Raw genomic sequence first — 12,633 nt, 5'->3', positions numbered from 1 at the left:
AATGGATGATTTTGCACAGGAAAGGATCGGTGAGACGGACATGAAGCTGACGCGTCCCTGGATGATGGCGGGCCTGATCCTGCTGGCGCCGGCGTCCCTCTCGGACGCGCAGGCCCAGTTGCTGCCCGGTGGCGGCAGCCTGGGCACGGTCGGTCAGGCCGTGCCCGACACGCTGGATCAGGTCGGGGATCGAATCGGATCGGCGGTGGACGCGACCGGGCTGGACAGGCTCAGCCCCGCCCGGCTGGCCGATCGGCTGGCGGCAGCGCGCGCCGCGCGGATCAGCGACCTTCTGCGCCGGCATGGCGACCGGATCGAGCTGGACGACCGGCGCGAACCGGCCCGGCGCGGCGTGATCCTGTTGACCGGCGCCGATGATGCGGCCGTCGCTGCGCTGCGTACAGCGGGCTATGGTGTGGAGAGCGAGACGGTGGAGGGCATCGACCTGCCCATCACCCGCCTGACTCTGCCCAAAGACAGGAGCCTCGCCCGCGCGCTGCGTGACGTGCGCAAGATTGCGCCCCGCGCGCAGGCGAGCGCGGACAATCTCTATTTCCCCAGCGGCCCGGCGCTGGCGCTGACAGGTACGGCGCTGGCCGGTGGCGGTCGGATTGATGGCCGGATCGCCGGCTTGATCGACGGCGGCGTGGGCCGCCATCCTTCGCTTGGGCCTGCCATCGAGCAGCGCGGCTTCGCGTCGGGCGCGCCCCGCGCCAGCAGCCATGGCACGGCCGTCGCCTCGCTCATCAGCGGTGAAGGGTTGGTGCGCGGCGCCGCACCGGGCGCACCTTTGCTGGTGGCGGATGTCTATGGCGACGACCCGGCCGGTGGCGGGGCCTTCTCCATCGTCCGTGCGCTGGGATGGATGGCGGCGCGCGGCGTGCGCGTGGTGACGGTCAGTCTGGTCGGCCCGGCCAATCCGCTGCTCGACGGCGCGATCCGGCTGGCACGGGACAAGGGCGTGACGGTCGTGGCGGCAGTCGGCAATGATGGTCCGGCCGCGCCGCCGGCCTACCCCGCCTCCTATCCCGGCGTCATCGCCGTCACCGGCATAGACGGGCGCGGTCGAACCCTGCCTGAAGCGGGACGCGCGCTCCATGTCGATTTCGCGGCACCGGGGGCGGACATGCAGGCGGCCGACACACAGGACGGCAAGACGGGGGTGCGTGGCACCAGCTTCGCCGCACCGCTGGTCGCTGGCCGGCTGTTCACGCGCGGCACTCTGGCCGCCCTGCGTGCCGAAGCCGGCCCCAGCCGCAAGGGGCAGGCGCCGGTCATTTGCGGAAATTGCAGAAATAACGACTGATTATCAGTAGGTTGAAAATATTTTATCGGCACCGGGATTAAAGCGAAGGCTGCTCCCGTTCTCCTTTCATCACAACGACATTGATGAAGGAGACATGAGATGAAAGCCCGGTATCTGAAAGCCCAATATCTGATCGCCGCAGCCTGCCTCGCCGCGCTGTCGACGGCGCCCGCTTCGGCGCAGTTGCTGGGCGGCGGCGGTGGTGGCGGTCTGGGTGGTTCGCTCGGGGGCGCGCTGGGCGGTAGCGGCAGTGGCGGCCTTGGCGGTTCGCTGGGTGGCACGCTGGGCGGCGCCGGCAGCCTCGACCGCAGCGTCGATCTCGACAATGGCCGCGTCGGCGCGAGCGGATCGAGCCGTGGCCGCGCCGATGGCGCCGCCAGCGGTTCCGCCACCCGCAAGGGCAAGAGCCGCAGCGCCAGCACATCGGGCTCGGCCAGCGGCTCGGCCGATGGCAGCCTGGCGGTCGACACGCTCGGCACCAATGATGCGCGGGGCGCCGTCGGCTCGGTCCGGGATCGCGCCACCGACACGGCCGGCGCCGTCCGTGATCGGGCAACCGAAACCGCCGGAGCGGCGCGTGATCGTGCCACTGAAACCGCTGGTGCCGCCCGTGATCGGGCAACTGGCACCGTGGCCAGCGCCCGTGACCGGGCCGGTACGGCGGTAGGCAACAGCCGCGATCGCGTCTCTGCGGTCAAGGATCGCGCTGGTTCGGCCGCCGGCAATGCCGCTGGTCAGGCGACGGGGGCGGTGAACAACGCCGCTTCGATCGACGCCAGCGGATCGCTGTCGGGTCAGGCCAGCGGCCAGGGTTCGACCGGCGGCACCAGCAGCAATGACACCCCCGATCAGGCGGACTGATTGACCCCGCCGGGGCATGCGGACAAGCGGCCACGTTCCACACCGCTTGTCCAAAGCCCCTCCGCCTGATGAATGGGCCGGCAGCCTTTGAGGTCGCTGGCCCATTCCCCGTTTTAACGCACGTCAGTGCACGTTCAGGCCCAGTTCGCCCAGCAATTGCCCGGCCTGCTCGCGCGATATGGTCGCGCCCCGGAACAGCCCGGCATTGACCAGTCGCAGCCCGCTGATGTCGGCCCCGCGCAGATCCGCGCCATCGAACCGGCATCCGTCCAGCGCTGCATCGCGCAGGCTGCACCCGTCGAACAAAGTGCCGCGAAAATCGCATTTGGCCAGATCCGCCTGACTGAAATCCACTGCTGTCACTACCTGCTTGCGGAAGGAGAAGCCCGGCAATCGCGCATTGACCAGCAGCGTCTCCCTGAACGCCACGTCCAGCGCGCTGGCATCGGTCAGGTCCGCGCCGGTCAGCTTGCACCGCTCGAATATCGCGCCGAACAGTTTCGCGCGCCTGAACACCCCATTGTTGAAGTCGCAGGCGGTAACTTCGGCCTCCCGCACATCCGCGCCGGTAAGGGTCACGAACCCGCCCCGGCAGGACAGCCAGCGCGTCCCGTCCAGCTTTGCGCCCGTCAGGTCGGTGCGACGCAACTGGCATCGCTCGAATGTCCAGCGTGACAGGTCCAGCCCCGACAGGTCGACCTCATCCAGATCGCAGTCGATCAGATGATGGGGCATTGTCCCGGCCAGCGCGGCGATATCGCTGCGACCCAGCGTCTGCTCCCTGATCGAGCGGTCGGCAAAAAGATCATCCATGTCGTCGTCCTAACCGCAGCCGCGCCAACGGAAAAGGCCGGCATCCTCGCGGACGCCGGCCTTCTCACCCCCATATATGTCGTATCGGATCAGGCGACCTTGGCCTGTTCCTCCAGGATTTCGTCCGGATCGCGCAGCACATAGCCGCGGCCCCAGACGGTTTCGATATAATTGTCGCCGCCGCAGGCCAGCGCCAGCTTCTTGCGCAGCTTGCAGATGAACACGTCGATGATCTTGAGTTCCGGCTCGTCCATCCCGCCATAAAGATGGTTCAGGAACATTTCCTTGGTCAGCGTCGTGCCCTTGCGCAGCGACAGCAGTTCCAGCATCGCATATTCCTTGCCGGTCAGGTGGACGCGGTTGCCGTCCACTTCCACCGTCTTGGCGTCCAGGTTGACCGACAGCTTGCCAGTGCGGATGACCGACTGGCTATGCCCCTTGGACCGGCGGACGACGGCGTGGATGCGCGCGATCAGTTCCTCGCGGTGGAAGGGCTTAGTCACATAATCGTCGGCGCCGAAGCCGAAGGAACGGACCTTGCTGTCCATTTCCGAAATGCCCGACAGGATCAGCACCGGCGTCTGCACCTTGGCCGCGCGCAGCTTCTTGAGCACGTCATAGCCGTGCATGTCCGGCAGGTTCAGGTCCAGGCAGATGATGTCATAATCATACAGCTTGCCCAGATCCAGGCCTTCCTCGCCCAGGTCGGTGGTATAGACATTGAACCCCTCGGTCGTGAGCATCAGCTCGATCGCCTTGGCAGTGGTAGGTTCGTCCTCGATCAGCAGCACGCGCATGTGAAGCCCCTTGTCAGTAGCAGTCCCGTTCACCCCACCAGAACGGCTTCTGCTCCAATTCATTAACCAAAAAACTTCTGAAGGACAAAGGTTAATTTTTCGCTAACCGGCAGGAATCCACGAGTCGTGCCAATTCGAATCTATTTACAAAGGGTTGAGGCCGCAACGGTTGGCCCGGAGTCAAGATAGATTCACCTGCGAAACGAGGCCAGTCGGCGCTCCTCGCGCCTTATCGTTCGGGCAACTATGCTGAAAAAAATCTTACCGTCGCCCTGATCCGGGTTAACAGCCATGATGGCGGGTCAGAAAGTCCAGCAGCGCATCGACACGCGCCGGGCGCAGGCGCGACGGCGGCGTCACCAGATGCAGGCCGAAGGGCGCGGGGCGCCAGTCGGTGAGGATTTCCTCCACCTCCCCCTTGGCCAGCGCGTCGCCGATGATGAAGTCGGGCAGGCGTGCCACGCCCACACCCATGCGCAACGCCGGCAGCATAGCCTCCCCGCTGTTCACCGTGATGCGACTGCGCACCTGCACCACCACATTCTGCTGTCCGGGACCGGCAAATCGCCACACGTCGGGCGCCGTCACGTTGGAATAGCAGAGGCAGTCATGAGTACCGAGGTCGGAAGGATGTTGCGGCCGTCCCCGTTCGTCCAGATAGCCGGGCGAGGCGATGACATGCATCGTCACATCCGCCAGTCGCCGGGCGCGAAGCGAACTGTCGGGCATGTCGGCAATGCGGATCGTGGCATCCAGCCCCATCTCGACGATGTCGATCTTCGCGTCGGACAGATGCAGGTCGACATCGACCAGCGGATGTTCCTTGGTGAACTTCGCCACCAGCGGCGCGATCCTGAGCAGGCCGAAGGTCATCGGCGCGCCGAGCCGCACCACGCCGGACAGTTCCGCCGTCTCGTCCCTTGCGGCCTCTTCCGCCGCCTGCCCTTCCACCAATATACGCTGGGCATGATCGGCCAGCCGCTTGCCGCTTTCGGTCAGCGCCAGACGGCGGCTGGTACGGTTGAACAGGCTGGTGTCCAGATGCTCCTCCAGCCGCGTCACCGCCTTCGACACGGTCGCCTTGGACACGCTCAGCGCCTTGGCCGCGTCGGTGAAACTGCGATGTTCCACCACGGCGGCAAACATCGCCCAGGCTTCAAAATCAGGTAGTCGCATTGGGAAACAATCCGTTTCAAAGCTGCCGGTTTAAGAAACGATCCTGATGGCTAGATTAGCGGAAAGCAAGCGGAAGCATCCGCCTCCGCACCGAAAGGCACTTTAGTATGACCACGACCATAGCGAGCCGCATCGAGCGCCGCCCCTTCGCGTCGCTTGGCCATGCCGACCATGGCTGGCTGAATGCGCGCCATCATTTTTCCTTCGCCGACTATCATGACAAAGACCGTGTCCACTGGGGCGCGATCCGGGTCTGGAATGACGATGAGATCGGCCCGCGATCGGGCTTTCCGCCGCATCCCCATGCCGACATGGAAATCATCACCTATGTCCGCACCGGCGCGATCACGCATCAGGACAGCCTGGGCAACAAGGGCCGCACGGAAGCGGGCGACGTTCAGGTGATGTCGGCCGGCACCGGCATCCGCCACGCCGAATATAATCTGGAAGATGAAACCACCACCCTGTTCCAGATCTGGGTCATCCCCCGTGCACGCGGCGGCCAGCCCAGTTGGGGCGCCAAGCCTTTTCCAAAGGGCGACCGCTCCGGCAAGCTACAGGTTCTGGCCAGCGGCTATGACGATGACAAGGAAGCACTGCGCATCCGTGCCGACGCTCGCCTGCTGGGCGGCACGGTCAAGGCGGGTGAAAGCGTGACCTATGCCACGCAGGAAGGTCGCCATCTCTATCTGGTCGCGGCGACGGGCCGGATCGAGATTGACGGCCAGCCCTTCGAGGCCCGCGACGGCGCGGCGATCATCAGCGGCGCGCCGATCATCATCAAGGCTGTCGAGGACGCGGAAATCGTTCTGGTGGACAGCCTCTAGCACCCCTTTGGCCCGTCCATTTCCCCTCCCCTAGGACGGGCCGGGCCGCTCATCATCCCCTCAACCCCGGTGAGCGGCCACCCCTTTTCCCACCCATCGAACAGGAGACGCATCATGGCTAAGGTTCTGGTTCTCTATTATTCCTCCTACGGTCATGTCGAAACCATGGCGAAGGCCGTGGCCGAAGGCGCGGCATCGGCCGGCGCGACCGTCGACATCAAGCGCGTGCCCGAAACCGCCCCGCTGGAAGTCGCGCAGAACGCGCATTTCAAGCTGGATCAGGAAGCGCCAATCGCGACCGTCGCGGAACTCGCCGACTATGATGCGATCATCGTCGGCACCGGCACCCGCTTTGGCCGCATGTCCAGCCAGATGGCCTCCTTCCTCGACCAGGCTGGCGGCCTGTGGGCGCGCGGCGCCCTGAATGGCAAGGTTGGTGGTGCCTTCACCTCCACCGCCAGCCAGCATGGCGGTCAGGAGGTCACGCTCTTCTCGATCATCACCAACCTGCTGCATTTCGGTATGACCATCGTCGGCCTCGACTATGGCTTTGCAGGGCAAATGGGCGTGGACAAGGTGCGCGGCGGATCGCCCCATGGCGCGACCACGCTGGCCGATGGCGACGGCAGCCGCCAGCCAAGCGAAGAGGAACTGGACGGCGCCCGCTATCAGGGCCGCCGCATCGCCGAAACCGCGATCAAACTGCACGGTTGATCGCCGACCGCGCCGTCTAACCGGCGCGGCAGGTCAGAAGCCATGGGTCGCATCAGGGCTTTGTCACGGTCGTAAGGGGCTGGCGCATCGGGACTATGCGCCAGCCCCTTTTCTGCGCGACAGGGCCGGATGTCAGACATTCCGTGCACCCCGATGTCTCACGAAAAAGGGCCGGAGGATCGCCCCCGGCCCTTTCATGCACGCGCTGAACCGCAGTTCAGAACTTGTAGTTGGCGCTGATCGTGAAGTTGCGCGGAGCGCCGTAGCGATACTGGCTGAAGAAGCCCATCTGGCTGTAATATTTCTTGTCGAACAGATTTTCGATATTGCCCTGGATCTGCAACTGCTCGCTCACCGCATAGCGGGCCATCAGGTTGACCAGCGTATAGCCGTCCTGCTGGAAGCGGAAGGGGGCGGCCGTCACCGGGTTCAGCCCTTCCGAATAGGCTTTGCTGCGATAGTTGATCCCGCCGCCGACGGTCAGGCCCGTGAGCATGCCCGGCAGGTCATAGGTGGTGAAGATCTTCAGCAGCTTGCGCGGCTGGTTGGTGTTCGCTGCCACGCCATCGGCATCCTCCGCCTTGAACTGGCTGTAGCTGGCATTGACGTTCCAGCCCGGCAGCGGCTGGCCGGTCGCTTCCAGTTCGAAGCCCTTGCTGGTCACGCCTTCGGCCGCGACATAGGTCTGCTGCGGACCATTGGGACCAATGATGACATCGCCGATCTGACCGACATTATCCTGTTCGATGCGGAACAGCGCGATCGAAGTTTGCAGCGCATCGCCGAAGAAGCTGCTCTTCAGGCCGATTTCATAGGCATTGCCGTCCAGCGGATCGAGCAGCTGCAAATTGCGATCATAAAGATTCTGCGGCTGGAAGATCTTGGTATAGCTTGCATAGACGCGGTGGTTGGACGTCACATCATACAGCGCGCCGACATAGGGGATGAACACATTGTCATCGCCATAGTCGCTGGGACCGCTCCAGGCGAAGCCCTTCTGGTTCCAGCTGGAAATGCGGCCACCCAGGATGACCTTGAACGGATCGGCGACATTGAGGCGGAAGGCGCCATAATAGCCCGTCTGCTCGATCCGCTCCTGCTCGTTGCGCACGGCGGCGGTGCCCCAGGTCGGTTCCGGGAAGTCCGCGCCGCCCGCACCGATCACCGGCACATTCGTCGCCCAGCTGTTGAGGCCGTCGCCCCAGGCCGGATTATTCTGCGTATAGGGCGCGACATAATTGTCGGTATGGCGCTTCAATACGCTGTGCAGCGCGCCCAGCACGACCTCATGATCGCGACCGAACAGGCTGACGGAGCCCTTCAGTTGCGCATCAATGCTGTTCTGGACGCTGTCACCCTTGGATTTGTAGGGATTGCTGCTCTCGATCGTGCCGGTCGCCTTGTCGACATTGCCGTAGAGATAGAGAAGCTGGGTATCGCCGGTATTCTTCAGGCGGTTGTAATTGACCGTCAGGTTCCACTTGTCGCCAAATTCCTGGCGGACGGTGGCGAAGATATTCTGGTTGGTCGTGTTCCAGTAGGTCCAGTCCGCCGCCGTGCTCTGCGAACGGGACAGGTTCGTCGTGGTGCCGTCGGTGTAGAAGGTCGGCAGCGCGCCCCAGGTCGCGCCCTTGGGCTTGGTGTCCTGATGGCTCATGCCAACGCGGATCAGCGTGCTGTCGGTCAGGTCGGCATCGACCACGCCATAGACCACCCACTTCTTCTTTTTCTGAAGGTCGATATAGCTTTCGCCTTCCTCATAGCGGCCGACCAGGCGGGCGCGGATGCGGCCATCGGAAGTCAGGGCGCCGGCCACATCGCCCGATATGCGCCAGGTGTTCCAGCTGCCGATGCTGGCATTGACATAGCCGGTCAGGTCCGTGGCGTCGGCATGCTTGCGGACCAGATTGACCGACGCCGACGGATCGCCCGCGCCCGACAGCAGGCCGGTCGCGCCGCGCACGATTTCCACCCGCTCATAGATCGACACGTCGATGCTGGTTTCACCATTGCCGCCCGCCAGCGTCCAGGCCGCCGGGACGCCGTCGACCTGCGTGTTGCGGATTTCGAAGCCGCGCGCGTAGAAATTGTTGCGGACATCGTCGACTTCATTGGCGGACACGCCGACGCTGTTGATGATGACATCCTTTACGCTGATGAGATTCTGGTCGAGGATACGCTGGGCGGTCATGACGCTGACCGACTGCGGCGTTTCCTGCATGGTGAGGCCCAGGCCCGTGGCGGTGTCGATCTTGTTCGGCAGCGTATAGGTGCCGGTAACGACGATCTCATCCTCAGTTGGCGCCGCATCGGCCGGCGTCTGCGCGGCCGCAGGCATGGCAGCGAACGCGACAACCGACGCGCTCAGCAGGAGAGTGAATGTCCGAATCATGATGCAACCCCCGATAGGAATTTTGCGGCACCGCCTTCGGCCGGGAAAAGGCCCGAGCCGTGGCGGCATCCGTGACCGGGAGGCCGATAGGGGTATTAATAATGTTTCGCAATATTACCTGAGCGCAAAGCAGCGACAGGCCGTCCTATTTTGCGACAGCGTCGCATTTGCGCCACACAAGGTCATTGCGCGGCCCGTTTTCGCCGCGTTTCCCAGCCCTTTTTCGCCGATGTCGCTCGGTCCGACGCCGGCCGCCGGGCTGACGCCGCGCCGCCTTTCCGCCCGCCCTTGCGCGAAGAGGCATGGCTTTCCGGCTTGCCCCGGCCGGAACCGGACTTGTTGCCGCCGCCCGATTCCTTGTTCACCGTCGCCCAGGCGATCCGCTGCGCCTCCTCCTCATCGACGCCGCGCGCCTCATAGCCTTGCTCGATATTTCGGGCCTTGCGCTTCTGCTTGTCGGTATAACTGCTCTTGTCACCCTGCGGCATGGCCGATCTCCTGATGCGCCAACACCTGTCCAACTCGCTGTCGCGATCCGCGTTCAAATCGATCCGCGTTCGTCACGATATCGGGAACGGCCGGGGAACAGCGATGCCGGATACGCGTTCGATCCAGCATGGAAGACCGCGCCCTCATCGAACGCCTCGCCCGTCATCTGGCCGCTGCGCAACCGGATGACTGGCCCGCGCGGGTGGAGGATGCCGCCAGCATCCTTGCCCTCATCAAGGAGCCGGACGCCGCCATGCGCGCCGTCGGCGATGCGCGCACATGGGCGGCGATGATCGACGCCGCGCTGCGCGACCGCTGGTCCTTACCCCAACCCGGCGCGCAACCGGACGAAGCCGGCGGCGCCGACGAGGAAGGCGAGATTCGCCTGACCGCCGACGCCGTGCGGCACGACCGGGCCGACTGGGTTCATCTGCACCATGGGCAGGAGAAAGAGGCATGAAGGGGCTGTTGAAACTGGCCGTCGTCACGGGCCTTGGCGCCTTTGCCATCAAGGGCGCCTTCAAGGGTTGGCGCGAGTGGATGGGCACGGGCGAGGCAGAGGAATCGGCCGGATCGTCCGGCTTCATCCGCGAAGCGGGCCCGCAACAGGGCATCGCGGCAGGGGACTGGGACATGGTGGACGAACAGTCCGACGAAAGCTTCCCCGCCAGCGATCCGCCGGGAAATTATTGAACCCCAGCAGTTCCTTGCCCCCCTGCTGCGCGCCCTCTATGAAGCGCAGCGGGCGCGCCCTGCGTCCGCAACAGGGGAAATATTGATATGCCTTCGGGTCTGATCGCGCTGCTCGACGATGTGGCGGGCATTGCCAAGCTGACGGCGACCTCGCTGGATGATGTCGCGGCGGCCGCAGGCCGGGCCGGTACGAAGGCCGCGGGCGTGGTGATCGACGACGCCGCCGTCACCCCCAAATATGTGATGGGCCTGACCCCCGACCGCGAATTGCCGATCATCTGGAAGATCGCCAAGGGATCGCTGCGCAACAAGCTGCTCTTCCTGCTGCCCGCCGCGCTGCTGATGAGCGCCTTTGCGCCCTGGCTGCTGCCGCCGCTGCTGATGCTGGGCGGCGCCTTCCTCTGTTTCGAGGCGGTGGAAAAGTTGCTGGAGGCCGTGCAGGGCGGCCATGACGTCGCCGAAGAAGCGGTCAAGGCGCACAGCAGCGCGGAACTGGAAAATCAGAAAGTATCGAGCGCGATCCGCACCGACTTCATCCTGTCGGGCGAGATCATGGCGATTTCGCTGGGCACGGTCGCGACCGAACCGGTGTGGGAACAGGCGTTGATTCTGGTGGTCGTCGCCATTCTCATCACCGCCGGCGTCTATGGCGTCGTCGGCCTGATCGTGAAGATGGACGATATCGGCCTGCACCTCGCCAAGAAGGATGGCGCTGGCACGCAAGCCTTTGGGCGTAGCCTGGTGAAGGCGATGCCGGTGCTGATGTCGATCCTGGCGGTGATCGGTACGGCCGCGATGCTGTGGGTCGGCGGCGGGCTGATCGTCCATGGCCTGCACGAATTCCATCTCGACCTGATCCCCGGTGCGATCCACCATGTCGCACAAGGCGCGGCGCATGCCATCCCAGCCATCGGCGGCTTTCTCGACTGGCTGGTAAACGCCATCGGCGGCGCGATCGTCGGGCTGGTGATCGGCGGCATCATCGTCGGCGTGCTGCACCTGTTCAAAAAGCACTGAGGCTTCTAACAGAGCATCCCATCTCTACCCGTTCGGGCTGAGCCTGTCGAAGCCCTGCTCTTGTTTTCAGGAAGAAAGGCCCTTCGACAAGCTCAGGGCGAACGGCCGAAATTCGGACGGCAAGACGTGACCACCCCCTCCCCCTGGCGTATCGAGGCCGGCGCGCTGATCGCGCTGGCGCTGCCGATGATCGCGGGCAATATCGCCTGGTCGGCGATCGCCGCCACCGACCTGCTGCTGCTCGGTCGGATCGGGGCAGAGGCGGTGGCGGCCGGTGCGCTCGCCATCAACCTGTTCCACGCGCTGCTGCTGTTCGGCATGGGTCTGGTCACCGCCGCCTCTCCCCTGATCGCCAGCGAGCGGGGCCGGCGGCGCCACAGCGTCCGCGACGTGCGCCGTACCGTCCAGCAGACGCTGCGCGCCGCCCTGTTCTTCGTGCTGCCGGCTTGGCTCCTGCTCTGGGAGTGCGAGACGATCCTGCTCGCCATGGGGCAGGATGCCGATCTGGCGCGCGAAGCCGGCCATCTGATGCATGGCCTGCAATGGGCACTGCTCCCCTTTCTCGGCTTCACCACGCTGCGCAACTTCATCGCCGCGCTGGAACGGCCGGTCTGGGGCCTCATCATCATGCTGGCGGCCATCCCCTTCAACGTGCTTGTCGGCTGGACGCTGATCTTCGGCCATCTGGGCTTTCCTGCGCTCGGCCTGTTCGGCGCCGGCCTCGCCAGCACCCTCTCCTCCTGCTTCCTCTTCTTCGGCCTGCTGACCGTCATCCTGATCGATCGGCGCTTCCGCCGTTATCGGCTGATGGGCCGCTTCTGGACTCGCGATCGCGAACGACATCGGCAGGTCTGGGCGCTCGGCCTGCCGATCGCCATCACGCTGGGCTTCGAAACCACCGTGTTCAACGCATCGGCCTTCCTGATGGGGCTGATCGACCGGGACTCGCTCGCCGCCCATGCTGTTGCGATCCAGATTGCCGCTCTGGTCTTCATGGTGCCAATGGGCATCGGGCAGGCCGCGACCATCCGTGTCGGCATCGCCTATGGGCGCAAGGATCATGCGGGCATCGGCCGGGCCGGCTGGCTGGCGCTGATGATCGGCACCGGCTTTGCCTGCTGCGCCGCCGCATTGCTGATCCTGATGCCGCGCACTTTGGTGTCGGCCTTTCTCGACCTGTCCAACCCTGCCAATGCCCGCACGGCGGCGCTCGCGGTCAGCTTCCTCGCGGTGGCTGCATTGTTCCAGTTGGTCGATGCGGCGCAAGCGGTGGGCGCGGGCGTATTGCGCGGAGTGCAGGACACGACAGTGCCGATGATCTTCGCGCTGATCGGCTACTGGATCGTCGGCCTTGGCGTCGGCACGCTGCTCGCCTTTCCCCTCGGCATGGAGGGGCTCGGCATCTGGTTCGGCCTGGCCAGTGGCCTTGGCGCCGTGGCGATCCTGCTCATCACCCGCTGGAGCCTGCGCGAACGGCTGGGGCTGCTTCCTGCCTAACGATTCGTCGCGGCGATTGCACGGAAGGGACATGGTGCAGCGCACAAAGCA

Annotated in this window: 13 protein-coding genes; 8 read left to right on the top strand and 5 right to left on the bottom strand. The window is 64.8% G+C overall.

Annotated elements, in window-relative coordinates; all coding sequences use genetic code 11:
- Position 1: 1 nt before the first annotated feature.
- Positions 2 to 1,306, top strand: coding sequence for a S8 family serine peptidase (locus tag ACNHGR_RS19490; protein WP_475288149.1), 1,305 nt, complete (start codon positions 2 to 4; stop codon positions 1,304 to 1,306).
- A 114-nt stretch (positions 1,307 to 1,420) separates the two neighbouring features.
- Positions 1,421 to 2,167: a hypothetical protein gene (locus ACNHGR_RS19485; RefSeq protein WP_475288486.1), complete on the top strand. Its 747-nt coding sequence runs from the start codon at positions 1,421 to 1,423 to the stop codon at positions 2,165 to 2,167.
- 123 nt (positions 2,168 to 2,290) lie between these two features.
- Here ACNHGR_RS19485 and ACNHGR_RS19480 read toward each other — a convergent pair whose 3' ends face one another.
- From ACNHGR_RS19480 to ACNHGR_RS19470, 3 genes are all read right to left on the bottom strand, one after another.
- Positions 2,291 to 2,980: a pentapeptide repeat-containing protein gene (locus ACNHGR_RS19480; RefSeq protein ID WP_475288147.1), complete on the bottom strand. Its 690-nt coding sequence runs from the start codon at positions 2,978 to 2,980 to the stop codon at positions 2,291 to 2,293.
- Positions 2,981 to 3,069: 89 nt separating this feature from the next.
- Entirely contained in the window at positions 3,070 to 3,777 is a 708-nt protein-coding gene (gene ctrA / locus ACNHGR_RS19475) for a response regulator transcription factor CtrA (protein WP_155180108.1), read from the bottom strand.
- Between the two features lie 282 nt (positions 3,778 to 4,059).
- Complete coding sequence (locus tag ACNHGR_RS19470) at positions 4,060 to 4,953, bottom strand: LysR family transcriptional regulator (protein WP_184271006.1); 894 nt, start codon at positions 4,951 to 4,953, stop codon at positions 4,060 to 4,062.
- Between the two features lie 107 nt (positions 4,954 to 5,060).
- On the opposite strand from ACNHGR_RS19470, the gene ACNHGR_RS19465 reads away from it, so the two are divergent.
- Positions 5,061 to 5,780: a pirin family protein gene (locus ACNHGR_RS19465; protein ID WP_475288146.1), complete on the top strand. Its 720-nt coding sequence runs from the start codon at positions 5,061 to 5,063 to the stop codon at positions 5,778 to 5,780.
- A 114-nt stretch (positions 5,781 to 5,894) separates the two neighbouring features.
- Positions 5,895 to 6,494 carry an NAD(P)H:quinone oxidoreductase gene (gene wrbA, locus ACNHGR_RS19460; RefSeq protein ID WP_475288144.1) on the top strand — a complete coding sequence of 200 codons (600 nt, stop codon included), beginning with the start codon at positions 5,895 to 5,897 and terminating at the stop codon, positions 6,492 to 6,494.
- 217 nt (positions 6,495 to 6,711) lie between these two features.
- On the opposite strand, the gene ACNHGR_RS19455 is transcribed toward wrbA, so the two are convergent.
- Both ACNHGR_RS19455 and ACNHGR_RS19450 read right to left on the bottom strand, forming a co-directional pair.
- Positions 6,712 to 8,886: a TonB-dependent siderophore receptor gene (locus ACNHGR_RS19455; RefSeq protein ID WP_475288143.1), complete on the bottom strand. Its 2,175-nt coding sequence runs from the start codon at positions 8,884 to 8,886 to the stop codon at positions 6,712 to 6,714.
- Positions 8,887 to 9,068: 182 nt separating this feature from the next.
- Positions 9,069 to 9,374: a plasmid stabilization protein gene (locus tag ACNHGR_RS19450; protein WP_475288141.1), complete on the bottom strand. Its 306-nt coding sequence runs from the start codon at positions 9,372 to 9,374 to the stop codon at positions 9,069 to 9,071.
- 128 nt (positions 9,375 to 9,502) lie between these two features.
- Between ACNHGR_RS19450 and ACNHGR_RS19445 the strand changes: the two genes are divergently transcribed.
- The 4 genes from ACNHGR_RS19445 to ACNHGR_RS19430 all read left to right on the top strand — a co-directional run bounded on the left by ACNHGR_RS19445 (position 9,503) and on the right by ACNHGR_RS19430 (position 12,582).
- Positions 9,503 to 9,835 (top strand): hypothetical protein, encoded by a 333-nt coding sequence (locus ACNHGR_RS19445; RefSeq protein WP_475288139.1) that lies wholly within the window; start codon positions 9,503 to 9,505, stop codon positions 9,833 to 9,835.
- A complete protein-coding gene (locus tag ACNHGR_RS19440) occupies positions 9,832 to 10,068 on the top strand; it encodes a hypothetical protein (protein ID WP_475288138.1) in 237 nt (78 codons plus the stop codon). Before ACNHGR_RS19445 ends, ACNHGR_RS19440 begins: the two co-directional genes overlap by 4 nt.
- A gap of 87 nt (positions 10,069 to 10,155) precedes the next feature.
- On the top strand, positions 10,156 to 11,085 hold the full coding sequence (locus ACNHGR_RS19435) for a DUF808 domain-containing protein (protein WP_475288137.1): 930 nt from the start codon (positions 10,156 to 10,158) through the stop codon (positions 11,083 to 11,085).
- Positions 11,086 to 11,271: 186 nt separating this feature from the next.
- Positions 11,272 to 12,582: an MATE family efflux transporter gene (locus ACNHGR_RS19430; RefSeq protein WP_475288484.1), complete on the top strand. Its 1,311-nt coding sequence runs from the start codon at positions 11,272 to 11,274 to the stop codon at positions 12,580 to 12,582.
- Positions 12,583 to 12,633: the final 51 nt, after the last annotated feature.

The sequence above is a fragment of the Sphingobium sp. RS1 genome (genome assembly GCF_056156825.1).
This window is presented reverse-complemented; position numbering and strand designations above follow the sequence as displayed.

Bases quoted from the DNA above. Each gene is read 5' to 3' on its own strand.
- ACNHGR_RS19440 (WP_475288138.1), top strand. From the start codon at position 9,832: ATGAAGGGGCTGTTGAAACTGGCCGTCGTCACGGGCCTTGGCGCCTTT.
- ACNHGR_RS19480 (WP_475288147.1), bottom strand. From the start codon at position 2,980: ATGGATGATCTTTTTGCCGACCGCTCGATCAGGGAGCAGACGCTGGGT.
- ACNHGR_RS19455 (WP_475288143.1), bottom strand. From the start codon at position 8,886: ATGATTCGGACATTCACTCTCCTGCTGAGCGCGTCGGTTGTCGCGTTC.
- ACNHGR_RS19490 (WP_475288149.1), top strand. From the start codon at position 2: ATGGATGATTTTGCACAGGAAAGGATCGGTGAGACGGACATGAAGCTG.
- ACNHGR_RS19435 (WP_475288137.1), top strand. From the start codon at position 10,156: ATGCCTTCGGGTCTGATCGCGCTGCTCGACGATGTGGCGGGCATTGCC.
- ACNHGR_RS19430 (WP_475288484.1), top strand. From the start codon at position 11,272: ATGATCGCGGGCAATATCGCCTGGTCGGCGATCGCCGCCACCGACCTG.
- ctrA (WP_155180108.1), bottom strand. From the start codon at position 3,777: ATGCGCGTGCTGCTGATCGAGGACGAACCTACCACTGCCAAGGCGATC.
- ACNHGR_RS19465 (WP_475288146.1), top strand. From the start codon at position 5,061: ATGACCACGACCATAGCGAGCCGCATCGAGCGCCGCCCCTTCGCGTCG.
- ACNHGR_RS19450 (WP_475288141.1), bottom strand. From the start codon at position 9,374: ATGCCGCAGGGTGACAAGAGCAGTTATACCGACAAGCAGAAGCGCAAG.
- ACNHGR_RS19445 (WP_475288139.1), top strand. From the start codon at position 9,503: ATGGAAGACCGCGCCCTCATCGAACGCCTCGCCCGTCATCTGGCCGCT.
- wrbA (WP_475288144.1), top strand. From the start codon at position 5,895: ATGGCTAAGGTTCTGGTTCTCTATTATTCCTCCTACGGTCATGTCGAA.
- ACNHGR_RS19470 (WP_184271006.1), bottom strand. From the start codon at position 4,953: ATGCGACTACCTGATTTTGAAGCCTGGGCGATGTTTGCCGCCGTGGTG.